Source organism: Brevibacillus sp. NPDC003359, from assembly GCF_042878995.1.
Taxonomy (GTDB): domain Bacteria; phylum Bacillota; class Bacilli; order Brevibacillales; family Brevibacillaceae; genus Brevibacillus.
In genome coordinates, this window is record NZ_JBIAOR010000003.1 from 464,065 (window position 1) to 478,986 (window position 14,922).

A 14,922-nucleotide genomic window follows, 5' to 3' on the forward strand; every position below is an offset into this window, starting at 1 on the left:
AAGGAACATGGCGGATTGGGTTCAATCGTTTGAGGAATACGCGCAAAAGCTGCTTGCAGAGGCAAAAGTAATAGGAACAGCAGTCGGATTGGCAGAGCGAGGAGAGTTGGGGTATTTCCAAGGCTTCGGTTTGGCAGACAACACAGAGGATGCAAAAGCATTAACGCCTGATACGGTGTTTGGCATCGGTTCCGCGACCAAGTCTTTTACATGCGTGGCGATCATGCAGCTTCAGGATGCAGGAAAGCTCTCTGTACATGATCCTGTCGTCAAGTATCTCCCCGAACTCCGTACACCAAATGAAGCTTATACCCGGGAGATCACGATCCATCATTTGATGACACATACGGCCGGATTCCCTCCATTGGATACATTAGCTGGTGCGATGAAAAGAAGTATTCTGAAGGGTGGGGACGTTAAGTCCTCTAGCTCCGGTCTTGAGTTTGATCTCGATAAAGTGGAAGAGATCAATACAAAAGAAGAATTCATGGCCTACATCGGCAAGCTGGATTACGAGTTTCTAGGTGCGCCTGGAACGGAGTTTAGCTACTCCAACGACAGTTATGCCATGCTCGGTCTGATTATTGAACGAGTGAGTGGGATATCTTACGAGAAGTTTGTGCATAACCATATTTTGGAGCCTGCCGGGATGAAGAACAGTGCCTTTCTCGTCGAAGATTTGCCAGAGGGAGCAGAGGTAGCTACCTTGTTTACCCGAAAAAGTCCAAAGGATGGCGGTGAGGTACACCGTTCCCCATCGTGGTGGGATTCACCATCGATGCGCTCCGCTGGTTTTCTAAAATCGACGATTCACGATCTATTGCGCTATACCGAAATATTCAGAACGGGTGGATTGGTAGGCGAGAATCGCTTGCTCTCACCGGAGAGTGTGCAGGCCATGATAGCGCCTCATTTCCCGATTTCTCCGTTTCAAGCATATGGCTATGGATTGTTTGTAGCCAATTGCCATGATGGAACACTCATTGAGCATGGCGGAGCGATCAAGGGAGTTGCGGCACAAATCTTTGTCTTCCCGGAGCGTAATCTGACAGGAGCCATTCTCATGAACACAGATGGCGGCCCGATGGCGGATTTGATGCACGGCATTTTGAATGCGACCAATGGACGTTCTACGGATACGGTACCGTTCCAATATCCGGATTATGAGCTGGCTGTAGAAGCACTCCCTGCATTTACAGGCGAGTACCGCTCTTCCGAAGGGGCGATCGTATCGGTTGAAATCGAAGAAAATGAGCTGGTAGCAAAGAGTAACGGGACGAACATTCCACTTCGATCAGTGGGAGAAGACAGCTTCGTCATGAAACGCGGAGAAACCGACGCGTTTATCCGCTTTGTACGAGATGAGGCAGGAGTAGTCACACGGATGGGCTTTGGTGCTCGTCAGCTGATAAAGGTCTTTGCTGAAAAAGAACAAACCGTATAAATAGCAAAACGCGTACCTGCAAGAGCTCATGCTTGCAAGGTGCGCGTTCTTTCTATTTATAGTAGAGGCGTTACGAAGAAAGGGTGGCAGGACGCTGCTGCTCCTCTACCATAGGTCGCTTCCAGTTCGGGTGCTGCTCCATTTGCCGGAACGAGCGGAAAAAGAACAGGCTAAGGCTGATACTTGCAAATATGATACCGCCAAAGAATAATAGAAGACCCGGTGTTGCGATGTTTTTGGCGAGAAGAAAGGAGCACAGTGCATAGCTGACTGGTCCGAAGCCGACGGACATCAAGGAAAGCAATGACATGACACGACCGAGCATGTTGGCAGGGACGATACTCTGAATGTAGGTGATAAACGGAATATTCGTCATACTGAGTGCCATTCCGATGAGAAAATGAGAGACAAGTCCAAAGGAAAGCTCCTCAATGAAATAATACGAGCTGATTCCAACTCCCATACATCCGAGAATTACAGGGAGTAACATAAATTTTCCACGGAATCCTTTAAACAATCCAGTCAAAATACCGCCGACAATCATGCCCACTCCAAGTGAGGTACTGAGTGAGCTAAAAGCACTCCCGTCCCATCCGAGGTCATTTACATGAATAGGAATGATCATGTTAACTGGGCCGGAGAACATCATGTTGGTGAACAGTGATGTTGTTAAAATAAGAGCAAGGATCGGGATTGAATACGTAAAACGAATTCCCCCCACGATATCTTTGAAATATGAGCTTGCCCTTGATTCTGTTGAAGACTCTGAAGTAGTGTCTTTGGTGTATGAGTGTGAATGGAGAGAGAGTACAAAGAGTGTTCCTACGAAGAAGGTGCATGCCAAAATCATAAACATGATCGGATAACTAACAGTTCCAAGTAGTAAGGCAGTAACTACCGGTCCGGCAACCAAGCTAATCTGATGGCATAGTTCCATTAAGCTGTTAGCTGGCGCAAGTTGTTCTCGAGAGACAAGAGAGGGCAGAATCGAGCTGCGTGCTGGCCAAAAAAATGCATCGACTGTTCCGAATAAAGCCGCCATGACGTACAGGCTCACTGGGAACCAGGCGCCATTTCCTTGAAGCATAAGCAAACTAAAGCAGGCTAAAATAATTCCCCTAACCAAAAGGGAGGAAAACATAATCCATTTTCGATTCAAACGATCAGCAGCCACCCCGCCCGCCAGCATAAAGAGGAGACGGGGGATGGATAAACAAATCAAAGTCGTGCCGAGGATTGCTCCTGAGCCCATGGCATTCACGATATACCAGTTGAGCAGGATGAAGAAAGCTCCGTCAGCCATTGCCGAAAATAAAGTGCCGCACCATAACCGGACAAACGATCCATTTTTCCAAAGGGAATTATTTGTCGCCAGAGTGCTCATCTCCATTTTCCTCCTTCTTTTTCTTCACCACAATCTTGCCAGTGAAATGCTTGAATTCAGACTGTTGGTGCTCATAGTTATCTGGCAAGGAATCGTCTTCTGCGACGTAGTAACGTTCATTCGTCATGAACCCGACCGTGACCATGTAAAAGTTTTCAATCGTATCCTCCGCTTCTCCAGCAGCAATCCTCTCTAAGTGGCGATCTTCCATTTCGGATAGCTCCTCAAGTAAAGCCTGATATTTATTGAGCCAAGCAAATATTTCTTTCCGAGGTGCTTTCACTTCAGAGTTAACTGCAATTGCAGGAGGACGATCCTCTTGATCCGAAAAGAGCATGAATGACTCGTCTGGTGCGTTATACAGGCGATTAATACTGGAGCGCAGGTGATTTAGCATCGTTTCCTGCAACAGGATACTGTCTTCGCGCAGGGAGGGCAGCAAATCATCACTAACCTTGAAGTCGTAAGCAACAGCCCGATAAAACTTTTGCACGATCCCGTTCTTTTCTTCCGTACGCACGACCTCAACGAAGTCGTGGCTTTCCAATTCCTTTAGGTGATAATGCACTTTAGAGGGAGAAAGGGAGAGAAGGGTCGCGAGCTGCTTGCCTGTGTATTCCTCCTTGACCAGCATCGTGATAATCTGTAGGCGCAAGGAATCGCTGACAGCTTTTAATTGATCCAAAGTTTCCACAACTACGTATCGTTTCAAGTCGATCAACCTCGTTTCACTGAACGTGAATGTTTTCATATTTTTAGACGTTCAGATTTATTTGAACGTATTGTAACAACAAAACGATCCGTTCCGCAAGAACAATTTGCGCTTATTTTTTGACAAATGCTACAATATTGAAAACGGTGAGAGGATGCATTCCTGTGTCGATCTTACAACATCCCGTCTTTCGCCGTTTGTATACGGCCCATATTGTTCACATCATCGGAAATGAATTTACGTTTATTGCGGTCGTTGGACTTTTACATGATTTAAGTGGATCGGGTCTTTCTTTTGCGGCAGGTACTGTGTTTCGTATGCTCCCTTATGTATTTGCCAGCTTTTTCGCTGGGACGCTTGTGGAGAATTGGGATAAACGGCGGGTCATGATTGTCGTCAATTTACTTCGTGGCATTCTTGTCAGTTTGTTTTTCTTCATCACATCTGCGACCTACTTATGGGTGGCTTTTTTGTTATTGATTCTGGTCAATATTTGCAGTGCTTTTTTCCAACCAGCCATGCAAGTAGCGATCGTACAATCCGTGGAGGAGAAGGACAGATTGGCTGCCAATTCCCTTTTGCAGGGGACGACTTCTTTTCTCATTATCGTTTGTCAGGGTGTGGCAGCAGTTCTGGTTTACTTATTCTCCTATCGTTACAACTTTTTGCTCGATGCCGCCTGTTATTTGTTGTCGCTGTTCATCTTGCTTCCGCTTCCGCAAATCGCTGACTCTGTTGTATCGAAAGCGGCTGTTCCTTTTATGGAAAGGCTAAAAGAGGGCTTCCGTTATATCGGCAAACATCGGGAGATTGGCAGTGTGATCGGCTATCAGATGGCGGAACGGGTATGTGGCGCCTATTACATTATGCTGATGTACTATGTTCTTACGGAGCGGGGAGAGGGCCTGTATGTCTTCGGACTCTTGGACATTCCGTTAGGTCTCGGGGGTGTGATAGCTGGGATTGCCGTGAACAAGCTGGCTGACAGCCTGAGCGAAAAGGGAACGTGGCATGTCCAAGGATGGGCACTCGTAGCGATGGGATGTTCGATTATCGCCGTGTTTCATGCGAAACCGCTACTTGGGCTGGCGATTGCCATCTTATTTGCATCAACTGCTCAGTTTAGCTCATCGATCTTGTCTGTGACGAAGCTTCAACGATTGTCTGATCCTGCTTATTTGGCTCGCGTTTTTTCCATTCGGGAAATGGCGACCATGGGAAGCTTTTCTGCGAGTTGCTTGATTCTCGGATTCAGTGCGGAGCAGGTGGGCAGTGCCGCTGTCTCCGTGTGGCTTGGTTTCTTTGGGGTTGCAGCAGGACTTCTGTGGCTTTGGAGCCGTCGTAAGTTGCAAAAGATCGCAGACGTACAGTGAGACTTAAGATAGATTCCTCTGCTTATTTGGAGCAGAGGCTCTTTTTTATACAAAATGAAACTTTTAGATTTAATAAATATAATTATTGAAAAAGTATGAATCTAATTATACAATGAATGGAAAAAAGAGAAAAAGGAAGATGCAGCATGAAGGAATTATGGCGGCAGCGTTCATTTCGCTGGTACTGGCTGGGGATGTTCTTATCTGGTCTGGGGGATCAGTTTGGCTGGATGGGCTTAACGTGGTTTGTCATGAATAAAACAGGCTCACCTGCTGCGATGGGTGGGGTCGTTCTTGCGTATATGCTCCCTGCTGTTTTTGCTGGTTTAGTAGCGGGAGTTTTGCTCGATCGGTTTGATCGGCGCAAGCTCATCATGATGGACAATGTGGCGCGAGGACTTATTTTTTTAGCATTGGTCGCATTATTGCAAGTCGATCAAGTTCCGTTGTTTGTGATATACGTGTTGATTGTGATTGCGGGAATCCTTTCTCCGTTGAGTACAGCTGGGGCGCAGACTTTGTTGCCTAGAATCGTCTCGGACAAAAATCAATTGGTCAAAGCGAATGGCGTTATGGAAACGCAATGGCAAATTGTCTATATGTTTGGACCGGCACTCGCGGGTGTTTTAATCGGGTTGATTGGTGAAGCTTATGTTCTGTTGATCGATGCGGCCAGCTTTTTTGTATGTGCATTCTTCTTCTCACGGTTGCCGCGAGAGCTTACGAAAAGTGCGAATCCAACAGCGATTGCAAAAGGCCAAATGGGAGTGTTCATGCGTTCTCTCCTGAGTGACATGCGGACAGGGTATCGCTACCTATTTGGACGCAAGCAATTGATCATTCTTGTTTTCTTTACGTTTTTGTTTAACATGTCGTACGGCCCCATTGAAATTGCACTACCGCTGTATGCGAATCAGGATTTGGCAGGAGGATCAATTGCATTAGGGATGCTGTGGTCTTCTTTAGCAGTCGGGGCATTACTAGGCTCACTCTTTTTCTCGACGGTTACGTGGAAACTTCCGTTGGGCTCGACGCTAGCAGGAATTATCGTGGCGTGGGGAGTGACCACTTTGCCGATCGCTTTGTTCTCGAGGTTGGAGATCGCGATGGCTTCGATGGTTGTGGCGGGCTTTTGCTTTGCTCCTTATAACATCATGTACAGAAGCTATCTGCAAAAGCAGGTGCCGGATGCTCTCTTGGGGCGGGTATTGACCAGTGTTCGCACGATTACGGGGACAGGAATGCCGGCAGGTGCGGCTGTCTCTGGCTTCCTCATACCCTTCCTGGGCGTTCAAGGGATCATTGGAGCCGGAGCAGCCGTATGTATCATTTTCGGTATCATTGCATTCGGGGCATTGAAAAACTTGGAGGATTCCTCATCACTTTCGATTGAGGAGAGGTGAGACGAGTTGTTTTAGCCACTGAGGCAAAAGGGAGTAGATGCGGGAGAGCGCATGCAGACGAAATGGCATGGCAACCTCCGGACGTTTTGCTTCCGCCGCTCGATAAATGGCCTTTGCCGTTTGCTCCGGTGTCAATAAATACCGACTCACTTTGCTGCGATAGCTACCCGTTTTGTCTGCCTTATCCAAAAAGGGTGTGTCAATCGGTCCTGGCATGGCACAGGTAACAGCAATTCCACTGTCTTGCAGTTCGTGGCGCAATCCTTCACTAAAGCGGATGACAGCTGCTTTGCTGGCTGCATATACCGCAGCTTTGGCTGTTGCTACCTGTCCAGCAAGTGAGGCAACCGTGATAATATGACCTTGCTCTTGTTGAAGCATCATCGGCAAAAAGGCTCGGGTCGTGTAGAGAACACCGGAAATATTCGTTCGCAATGTTTCTTCTAGTTCCTCTACGCGCATTTCGATAAGTGGTTCAAAGACTGCCATCCCGGCATTGTTGTAAAGAAAATCGCAACGTTCAAAACGGATGTGCACCCATGCAGCGAACTGCCGAATGTCTTCATTGCTGCTAACATCTAACGGGTAATGATGGAGACGATTCGGATAGGCTTTTTGTAACGATACGAGTTCCTCGCTGATGGCTTTGCGACTTGTGGCAATCACACAATCTCCTTTTTCCAAATGAAGTCGTGTCAGAGCTAGACCAAGTCCACTAGAAGCCCCGGTGATGACGACAATACGGGGAGTCGACATGTCATCCTCCTCTTTCTGGAGTAGAGTTTGTTTCCATTATGAATGGCAAGTATAACCCCCTGAGTTGTTGTGAAGGCTAGCCTCTAGGGGGTGAATGCACATGCCAGCAGTAAAATGTTCTGTAGCAAACTGTGAGTATTGGGCGCAGGGCAACCTTTGCAACGCCGATGAGATTATGGTAGAAATTGACGCACACGCTAACGCAAACCTGAATGAAGAATTCGCGGGCGAGTACGGTCAAAACACGCAGCATCAGGATCAGGCAAAAACATCGTCTGAGACCTGTTGTCTGACGTTCAAGCCGAAGAATTCCACGAAGAAATAACGCGGCCTCGGCGCAAAAAGGACGTATCCCTCAATGGTGATACGTCTTTTTGCTATTTGACCTATACGCTTGTCTTAGCCAGAAAAAGCTCGTTGACTTTCTCGGCAACCTCTTCCCAAGAAGTGACTCGATGGATGAGCGGAGGAAGGGAAGCTTGATTATAAGGAGTGTCAAACAAGAACACGGGAATTTGCAGCGCTTCTGACAATTGCAAAGCGTTCTCTAGACGATCCTCCAAAAAAAGGTCGACTCCCCATTTGCGGGCAGCTGACAGCTTGTCGTGGCTCCCAATCAAATCCACTTCATGGTGAGGGATATTGTAGCGAGCAAACCATTGTAAGGTCACATCGCGGTGACGATCCTCACGAGCACTTATATATACCAGCTTGTGGGAGGAAAACCAATCGCGTAAAACCTGATCGGCAATTCCGTGAACAGGCGCACCATCATAAAGGCGCTCCCCGTTTTGATCCAGCCACATTTCGAACTCTGCGTCCGTAATTTGATACACATTGGCTAAATTGTACTCCACACAATCTTCATATCGTAAATCTCTTCCAAAGCTCTCATTCATCAACGGAACAATACTGCTAGGTGATGTGACTGTACCGTCAATATCAATGCCAATGGTTAGGATTTTGTCTGGTTTCATTCTCTCGCCTCCCGTTTAAATTGTACAACGTAGGCAGACAATAAGGCTACTTCCTTCACTTAAATAATCCTTTACCAAAAAAGGGGCTGAGCATGCTATGTTGGATCGACACGAACGTAATGATGCGAAGCGGAAGGAAGATACCGGTTTTTCCGAGACGGTTGATCAGCACGACAGGGAGTTTGCAGCGAATACTTGGACACAGGCCGTCTTTGACGAAGAGGAAGAGCGGTCGAGGCGCAGGGTTCACTACGATCCCCACTCCTTTACAGAGCGCTATACAGGCGAGCTGGATGAGGAGCGAAACGACTATTCGGAGCGTTTGGATGGCGTTGTTCTGACAAAAGAGGACCGTTCACCGGTCGCCAGAGTCAGAGATGACGACATCGAGGCTGCGGCGGAAATTGCCGAGCCGTTTCCGACTAGTCGTGCTGCCAGTGAGATCGACACAGACGAGGAAACCCGGGAAAATGGTGCCAGCGGTATCGGGATGACTGGCTTGGGCTTATCGATCCTGTCCTTGTTTCTCATGCCGTACGTGGTGGCTCCAATTGGTATGGTGCTTGGCTACTTGGCGTATCGACGCAACTCGAAGACTCTGGGAGCCTGGGCGATGATCGTAGGGGCTATTGCCATTTTGGGCGCATTAGTCATCTACCCGTACTATACGGCTCGCTAAAAGCATCACACCGCAAAACCTCTCCGGTTCGTTCAGCCGGAGAGGTTTTTGTGTTGCTCACTGCTATTTGTACAAAGAGGAAACGAAAGGCGTAATCGCTGCGATAACGGCGTCACAAAAAACATCGGAACGTCGTACGCGATTATCCGTTAAGAGGGAGTAGGCACCACCGCGATGATTACTGCCAACGGTTTTCCCCCATTCATCTATGATAGTGCCAAGCTCAATTTGCTCCTGCTGGATTCGCTGGACGGCTTGATTCGGAATAGGAAAAGCTAAACCTTTTCCAATAAACAGCTCACTTCCATTCCAGGCTGCGCAGATGGAAATCAAATACCATTGTTTTGTAAACTGCTCATCGCACATAAGTCCGCCTTCTAAGCCTAGCCCAATCTCTGCTTCCGGGGTTTGACTATGTGCAGCTTTTGCTCGATTAATCGCTCCTGTAATCGTTTCTTCCTCACTCATCGGCTGAGCCGCTACGCCCGAGGGGACGGATAAGCAGAAAGGCTCCGTTCCGGTTGCTTTTTGCACAGCGAGACGTTTTGCTTCATTTATCGTTCCGAGTGCATAACGGAAAATATGATAATCCAACGGCTTGTTCCACCTCTTTCCATCATCGATGCTAGTGGTAGTATACCACCTTTTGATTCGACCGCGATTCTCTAGGTTGTGATAAGATAATGCGTAGAAAAGAGTCAGACCTATCATACGAGAGAGAAAGAGGAGTGGACGATGAAATTTACAAAGCTGCATGGCTTGGGTAATGATTACGTTTACGTCAACTGTTTTGATGAAGACTTGTCGGGTGTAGATTTACCCGAATTGGCAAGAAGGGTGAGCGATCGGAATTTTGGTATTGGCGGCGATGGACTGATCCTTATTATGCCATCTGAACGAGCAGACTTTCGTATGCGGGTATTTAACAATGATGGCAGCGAGGCAAAAAATTGCGGAAACGGCTTGCGCTGTGTGAGTAAGTACGTATACGACCACGGTTTGACGGAGCAAACAACGTTTACAGTGGAGACGTTAGGTGGAACCGTAACCCCTGTTGTTTCCCTTGGAGCAGACGGTAAGGTGGATCAAGTAACGATAGATATGGGGGAGCCTCGTTTTGAGCGAGCAGCGATTCCGATGACAGGCATTCCTGAAGAGCAAGTGAGAGAAGAGGTAATCGAGGTCGATGGAACCGCGTTTACGATGACTGCTGTTTCGATGGGCAATCCACATGCCATCCTTTTCGTCGATGAAGTGAAGGAAGAAGATGTTCGTCATTACGGGCCAATGATCGAGTACCACGAATGGTTTCCTGAGAGAACCAACGTCGAATTTATCCAAATATTGAATCAGGAGGAAATTCTTTTCCGTGTATGGGAGAGGGGATCAGGTGTAACGCTTGCCTGTGGGACAGGAGCTTGCGCTGCTGCAGTAGCTGCCCACTTAAGTGGAAAGACAGATAGAAAAGTCACTGTTCACTTGGCAGGAGGAGATCTCTTTATTGAATGGAAGGAAGCGGATAACCGAGTCTATATGACGGGTCCGGCTACCGAAGTTTTTTCCGGTGAGTATTTGGGAGAGATCCCATTTAAATAGTAGCAAGCCAAAACCGTTCCGTCGAAATCGACTGGAGCGGTTTTTTACAAAAAATAGCGTGGTCACGGCGATTCCTCCTTGCCGTCACCACGCTATCGAATTCGAATGAGTATCACCCGTTATACACCTCATGTAAGTACGCGACATCCGTGCGATCGTACTGTGGGGTATTTTTGTTCATCTTCGCCAGTTCCGCTTGCAGTCTTTTCAATTCGGCTTCCATCTTCTTGATTTCTTCTTGCATGGCTTGTGCTGTCATGGTGGTTCTCTCCTTGTTGTTGTTTTTTATCTAAATTTATTGACTATTCTAACGAAAGGCCAAACCAATGTAAATAGCCTATATTTGGATGTAAGCGCTTTATCCGTGAATAGTCTGTGAACGGTTGTTCAGATTGTCTGATTTGGTCTTTTGAGAGCAACGAACTCGGGGAAAAATAAGGTCGAGAAGTGCAATACTTTGTATGTTCTTTACGAAAAGTCATGTTATGATGAAGCGTAGTATTCGGGCATCTTGCCCTTAGGAAGGTGTTTACTGGTGATTTACTTGGACAACAGTGCGACTACCCGGCCTCATCCTCAAGTGATTGAAACCGTGAGACGCGCGATGGAAAGTTACTATGGAAACCCGTCTTCTTTGCATCAAAAAGGAGTAGAGGCGGAAAATGTACTGAAGCAGGCGCGAAAGGTTGCTGCACAGTACTTGGGCTGTAAAGAAAGTGAAGTTATTTTTACTTCAGGTGGTACTGAGAGCAATAATACGGCGATCAAGGGTGTAGCCTTTCAATATCAAAACAGAGGGAAACATATTATTACAACGCAGGTAGAGCATCCGGCTGTATACGATGTCTGCAAACAGTTGGAAGGCCTAGGGTTTGCCGTGACATATTTGCCGGTAGATCGTGAAGGTCGCGTGTCGGTAGAAGATGTTCAGAAAGCAATGCGTCCGGATACGATTCTTGTTACGGTCATGCATGTGAACAACGAGCTGGGAACTATTCAGCCGATCTTGGAAATCGGACAATGGTTGAAGCAATTCCCGAAAGTCTTGTTTCACGTCGATGCTGTCCAAGGAATTGGGAAAGTTCCTTTGCGCATCAAGGATTCAGGGATTGATCTGTTGAGTGTCTCTGCTCACAAGTTTTACGGCCCTAGAGGAGTAGGCATTTTGTATAAACGAGAAGGCTTGATCATTCACCCTCTGATGATGGGTGGCGGTCAAGAAGGCGGTGTTCGCTCAGGAACCGAAAATCTCCCAGCCATCGCAGGTATGGCAAAAGCAATCCGGATTCTAGAAGAACTGGGCAGCGTCGAGATAATTAGGCTGCAAAAATTGAATCAGCAGCTTCGAGAAGGGATTGCAATTATCGAAGGTTGCATCGTGAATACCCCGGAAGAGAATACGGCTCCTTATATTATGAACTTGTCAGTGCCAGGAGTAAAAGCGGAAGTCCTGTTGCATGCTTTGGAGGAAAAAGGCTTTCTGGTATCCACCAAGTCGGCGTGCTCATCCAAAGCTAATGAACCGAGCCGAGTACTGACTGCAATTGGTATCGAGCGGGATTGCGCGTTGTCGTCTCTGCGGGTCAGTCTGGGCCGGGAAAATACAGCGGAGGACATTCAGCAGTTTCTGAAGGCGTTAGAGGAATGCGTAAGTGTGCTTCGTACTTATATCAAACAACAACCTGCCCCCGCTCATAGAAAATAGTGTGGACAACTAAAAGGAGATAAACATGAACTACGATGTTATTTTGATTCGTTATGGTGAATTGGCGTTGAAAGGGAAAAACCGCGATCAATTCGAAGAGACACTTATCAAAAGTGTGAGAAACGTACTGCGCTCATTTTTTAAAGTAAAAGTTCGCCGCAATTACGGTCGTATGTATGTGGAACTGCACGGGGAGGACGCCTATGCGGTTATGGAGCGATTGAAGCGCGTTTTTGGGATTTCTTCCTTTAGTCCGACGATCCAGGTAGATCCTGATATTGAAACGATCAAGGAAAAAGCGCTGGAGTTGGTTCGTCAAATGGACCCACAGCCGCGTACCTTCCGCGTGGTTTCTCGTCGCGCAGATAAACGCTATCCAATTCAATCGATGGAAGTGAACCGCATGGTGGCAACACACATCTTGCGTGCCCTTCCAGCTATCAGTGTAGATTTGCATGAGCCGGATATGATTGTTAATGTAGAAATTCGCACAGAGGGTACTTACATTAGTTGCGAAACCATCCAGGGACTAGGCGGCTTGCCAGTTGGGGTAAGCGGAAAAGTACTTCTGCTTCTATCTGGGGGTATCGACAGTCCTGTAGCTGGCTGGATGATGCTTAAACGTGGAGTGACGCTTGAAGCGATTCACTTCCATAGCTATCCGTTTACGAGCGAGCGTGCTTTGCAAAAAGTACGTGACTTGGCTCATAAGCTGACCAAATGGGGAGGAACTGTCCGTCTCCACGTCGTACCGTTTACAGAAATTCAAACTGCCATCCGTGAAAAATGTCCTGAAGACTATTTGATCACCATCATGCGTCGCTTCATGATGCGCATTTCGGAGCGTGTTGCAGAAAATACCAATGCCAAGGCACTCGCAACAGGAGAAAGCCTCGGTCAAGTCGCGTCGCAAACCTTGGAAAGCATGGACACGATCAACAAGGTGATTTCGATCCCAATCCTGCGACCACTCGTCGCCATGGACAAGGTAGACATTGTGGACCTTTCTCGCCAAATCGATACGTACGAGCTGTCTATTTTGCCTTATGAAGACTGCTGCACAGTGTTTACACCGAAAAATCCTGTGACGCGACCGAAGCCTCGCCTCGCCGCAAAATTTGAGGAAGCGCTGGATGTAGAAGCGTTAGTGGAGGATGCTGTAGCGCGAACTGAAATAGAAGAGATTACAACGAAGCCAAAAGAAACGACAACCGACCTGTTCTAAAAGCAGGTATAGAGAAAATCGCGACACGGGGGAGAAGGAACCATGATAATCCGTTATGAGCGCAATGGTAAGGTGAAGCATGGCTGGATGGTGGAAGAGGATCACAAAGTACGTGTGATTGAAGGGGACATTTACAAAATCCATACAGCAAAACCGATTATGACGGGCCTTGAGTTGCCTTTGGACGAGGTCGCGTTAAAGGCGCCAAGTGATCCAAGCAAAGTCGTGTGCATCGGATTGAATTACCTGGACCATGCGGTTGAGATGGGGATTGACCTGCCAAAAGAACCGTTGATGTTTTTGAAGCCATCAACAACTGTCATTGGACCTGGTGAGCCCATCGTCTATCCAAAGCTGACACAGAACCTTCATTATGAAGGCGAGCTCGCCGTGGTGATTAAGAAAGAGGCCAAAAAGATCAAGGTTGCGGATGCAGACGATTATATTTTGGGATTCACTTGTGCGATTGATGTGACCGCTCGCGATCTGCAGATGAGCGATGGACAATGGACACGGGCAAAAGGCTTTGACACGTTTTGTCCGCTTGGACCTGCTATTGCAGCCAAACTGGATTATCATAACTTGCGTATCGTGACACGAGTAAACGGGGAAGTGCGTCAGGATGCTCGCACTGACCAACTGATTTTTTCGATTCCGCAACTGATCGAAGCTGTATCCGCGGTCATGACGCTTCGTCCTGGCGATGTTATTTTGACCGGGACTCCATCTGGTGTAGGCGAACTTGTTCCAGGTGACGAAATTTCGGTAACCATTGAAGGGATCGGAACCTTAACGACTCATGTAGTTGCTGAGGAGTAGTCATACATTCTTTGATAAGAACGACCAAGCCCCCTGCTTTTTAAGTGGGGGCTTGGTTTTTTATTCTTATTCTTCTTTGTTCGGATCATCATGAATGGGATGCGCGGATGGGTCTTGTCTAGGGAGATCTTGATGCATCTGCCGTGTTTCGTAAGTGAATCGAGTGGTGGTGGAGTGCTGTCCGGGTTCCCAGCCTGTTGCTTTCCCTAAGCGGGTTTCGTTGGTGGCAGCTCCAAAAGGCCCCTCCGGGAATTCCTCCTGAAGGATTTCATTGCGCTGTGACTCTACAGTAGATAATTCACTGTAATTATCGTTTTCGTATTCTTCATAGGTTGGTTTCGGGTCCATAGTAACACCGCCGTTTTGTTATTGGATACTTTCACGGATACGCAACTAAAAAGCCTAGCGGTTATAGTGTGAAATAAAAAGAGAATCACTATTCGTTTTACCTATTGACTTCGTCACCTAATTCATTTATATTTAAATTCTGCTCGAAACAATCAATACAAATAAAAAATCATCAATAAAAAAGTGAAAGAAACCCTTGACTTGTATCTGGTGATTTTGTTATATTAGATCTTGTCGCTGCTGAACGAAGCGAAATGGTTGAAAAAACCTCTTGCAAAAGAAGATGCGATGTGATAAGATCGAGAAGTCGCCTTCGGGCGAACAACACAAAATGCTCTTTGAAAACTGAACAGCGAAAGCGTTAATGAGTCTATCATTAAATGATTTGCCAGCTTTGAACCAGTAACAAACTTTATTGGAGAGTTTGATCCTGGCTCAGGACGAACGCTGGCGGCGTGCCTAATACATGCAAGTCGAGCGAGTCTCTTCGGAGGCTAGCGG

16 protein-coding genes and 1 rRNA gene are annotated in these 14,922 nt (G+C 47.2%); 10 read left to right on the forward strand and 7 right to left on the reverse strand.

Annotated elements, in window-relative coordinates; genetic code table 11:
• Positions 1-7: 7 nt before the first annotated feature.
• A complete protein-coding gene (locus ACFYU8_RS13905) occupies positions 8-1,444 on the forward strand; it encodes a serine hydrolase domain-containing protein (RefSeq protein WP_390299744.1) in 1,437 nt (478 codons plus the stop codon).
• Positions 1,445-1,514: 70 nt separating this feature from the next.
• Here ACFYU8_RS13905 and ACFYU8_RS13910 read toward each other — a convergent pair whose 3' ends face one another.
• Both ACFYU8_RS13910 and ACFYU8_RS13915 read right to left on the reverse strand, forming a co-directional pair.
• Positions 1,515-2,834: an MFS transporter gene (locus ACFYU8_RS13910; RefSeq protein WP_390299748.1), complete on the reverse strand. Its 1,320-nt coding sequence runs from the start codon at positions 2,832-2,834 to the stop codon at positions 1,515-1,517.
• A complete protein-coding gene (locus ACFYU8_RS13915; RefSeq protein WP_390299751.1) occupies positions 2,806-3,540 on the reverse strand; it encodes an ArsR family transcriptional regulator in 735 nt (244 codons plus the stop codon). Before ACFYU8_RS13915 ends, ACFYU8_RS13910 begins: the two co-directional genes overlap by 29 nt.
• A gap of 164 nt (positions 3,541-3,704) precedes the next feature.
• Here ACFYU8_RS13915 and ACFYU8_RS13920 point away from each other — a divergent pair, with 164 nt between their 5' ends.
• Both ACFYU8_RS13920 and ACFYU8_RS13925 read left to right on the forward strand, forming a co-directional pair.
• The gene (locus tag ACFYU8_RS13920; protein WP_390299754.1) at positions 3,705-4,913 is read left to right on the forward strand and encodes an MFS transporter; all 1,209 of its coding nucleotides are present in this window, start codon (positions 3,705-3,707) and stop codon (positions 4,911-4,913) included.
• A gap of 146 nt (positions 4,914-5,059) precedes the next feature.
• Entirely contained in the window at positions 5,060-6,316 is a 1,257-nt protein-coding gene (locus ACFYU8_RS13925; RefSeq protein WP_390299757.1) for an MFS transporter, read from the forward strand.
• Here the strand turns inward: ACFYU8_RS13925 and ACFYU8_RS13930 are convergent.
• Positions 6,293-7,072: an SDR family NAD(P)-dependent oxidoreductase gene (locus ACFYU8_RS13930; protein ID WP_390299760.1), complete on the reverse strand. Its 780-nt coding sequence runs from the start codon at positions 7,070-7,072 to the stop codon at positions 6,293-6,295. The genes ACFYU8_RS13925 and ACFYU8_RS13930 overlap by 24 nt on opposite strands.
• A gap of 100 nt (positions 7,073-7,172) precedes the next feature.
• Between ACFYU8_RS13930 and ACFYU8_RS13935 the strand changes: the two genes are divergently transcribed.
• Positions 7,173-7,397 carry a DUF1540 domain-containing protein gene (locus tag ACFYU8_RS13935; RefSeq protein WP_390299763.1) on the forward strand — a complete coding sequence of 75 codons (225 nt, stop codon included), beginning with the start codon at positions 7,173-7,175 and terminating at the stop codon, positions 7,395-7,397.
• Between the two features lie 61 nt (positions 7,398-7,458).
• On the opposite strand, the gene ACFYU8_RS13940 is transcribed toward ACFYU8_RS13935, so the two are convergent.
• Complete coding sequence (locus ACFYU8_RS13940) at positions 7,459-8,049, reverse strand: 5' nucleotidase, NT5C type (RefSeq protein ID WP_390299766.1); 591 nt, start codon at positions 8,047-8,049, stop codon at positions 7,459-7,461.
• A gap of 97 nt (positions 8,050-8,146) precedes the next feature.
• On the opposite strand from ACFYU8_RS13940, the gene ACFYU8_RS13945 reads away from it, so the two are divergent.
• Positions 8,147-8,728 carry a DUF456 domain-containing protein gene (locus ACFYU8_RS13945; RefSeq protein WP_390299769.1) on the forward strand — a complete coding sequence of 194 codons (582 nt, stop codon included), beginning with the start codon at positions 8,147-8,149 and terminating at the stop codon, positions 8,726-8,728.
• A gap of 63 nt (positions 8,729-8,791) precedes the next feature.
• Here ACFYU8_RS13945 and ACFYU8_RS13950 read toward each other — a convergent pair whose 3' ends face one another.
• The gene (locus tag ACFYU8_RS13950) at positions 8,792-9,322 is read right to left on the reverse strand and encodes a DUF84 family protein (RefSeq protein WP_390299772.1); all 531 of its coding nucleotides are present in this window, start codon (positions 9,320-9,322) and stop codon (positions 8,792-8,794) included.
• Positions 9,323-9,463: 141 nt separating this feature from the next.
• Here ACFYU8_RS13950 and dapF point away from each other — a divergent pair, with 141 nt between their 5' ends.
• The gene (gene dapF, locus ACFYU8_RS13955) at positions 9,464-10,324 is read left to right on the forward strand and encodes a diaminopimelate epimerase (RefSeq protein ID WP_390299775.1); all 861 of its coding nucleotides are present in this window, start codon (positions 9,464-9,466) and stop codon (positions 10,322-10,324) included.
• 112 nt (positions 10,325-10,436) lie between these two features.
• Here dapF and ACFYU8_RS13960 read toward each other — a convergent pair whose 3' ends face one another.
• Positions 10,437-10,583, reverse strand: a complete 147-nt coding sequence (locus ACFYU8_RS13960; protein ID WP_167402443.1) for a hypothetical protein — start codon at positions 10,581-10,583, stop codon at positions 10,437-10,439.
• A gap of 276 nt (positions 10,584-10,859) precedes the next feature.
• Here ACFYU8_RS13960 and ACFYU8_RS13965 point away from each other — a divergent pair, with 276 nt between their 5' ends.
• Genes ACFYU8_RS13965 through ACFYU8_RS13975 form a run of 3 tightly spaced genes read left to right on the forward strand, consistent with a single transcriptional unit; the run spans position 10,860 to position 14,073 of the window.
• A complete protein-coding gene (locus tag ACFYU8_RS13965) occupies positions 10,860-12,029 on the forward strand; it encodes a cysteine desulfurase family protein (protein ID WP_390299779.1) in 1,170 nt (389 codons plus the stop codon).
• 25 nt (positions 12,030-12,054) lie between these two features.
• Positions 12,055-13,254: a tRNA uracil 4-sulfurtransferase ThiI gene (gene thiI, locus ACFYU8_RS13970; RefSeq protein ID WP_390299782.1), complete on the forward strand. Its 1,200-nt coding sequence runs from the start codon at positions 12,055-12,057 to the stop codon at positions 13,252-13,254.
• A gap of 42 nt (positions 13,255-13,296) precedes the next feature.
• Complete coding sequence (locus tag ACFYU8_RS13975; protein ID WP_390299785.1) at positions 13,297-14,073, forward strand: fumarylacetoacetate hydrolase family protein; 777 nt, start codon at positions 13,297-13,299, stop codon at positions 14,071-14,073.
• A 66-nt stretch (positions 14,074-14,139) separates the two neighbouring features.
• On the opposite strand, the gene ACFYU8_RS13980 is transcribed toward ACFYU8_RS13975, so the two are convergent.
• Complete coding sequence (locus tag ACFYU8_RS13980) at positions 14,140-14,421, reverse strand: hypothetical protein (protein ID WP_007720859.1); 282 nt, start codon at positions 14,419-14,421, stop codon at positions 14,140-14,142.
• Between the two features lie 412 nt (positions 14,422-14,833).
• On the opposite strand from ACFYU8_RS13980, the gene ACFYU8_RS13985 reads away from it, so the two are divergent.
• Positions 14,834-14,922 (forward strand): 16S ribosomal RNA (locus ACFYU8_RS13985); the annotation flags it as partial.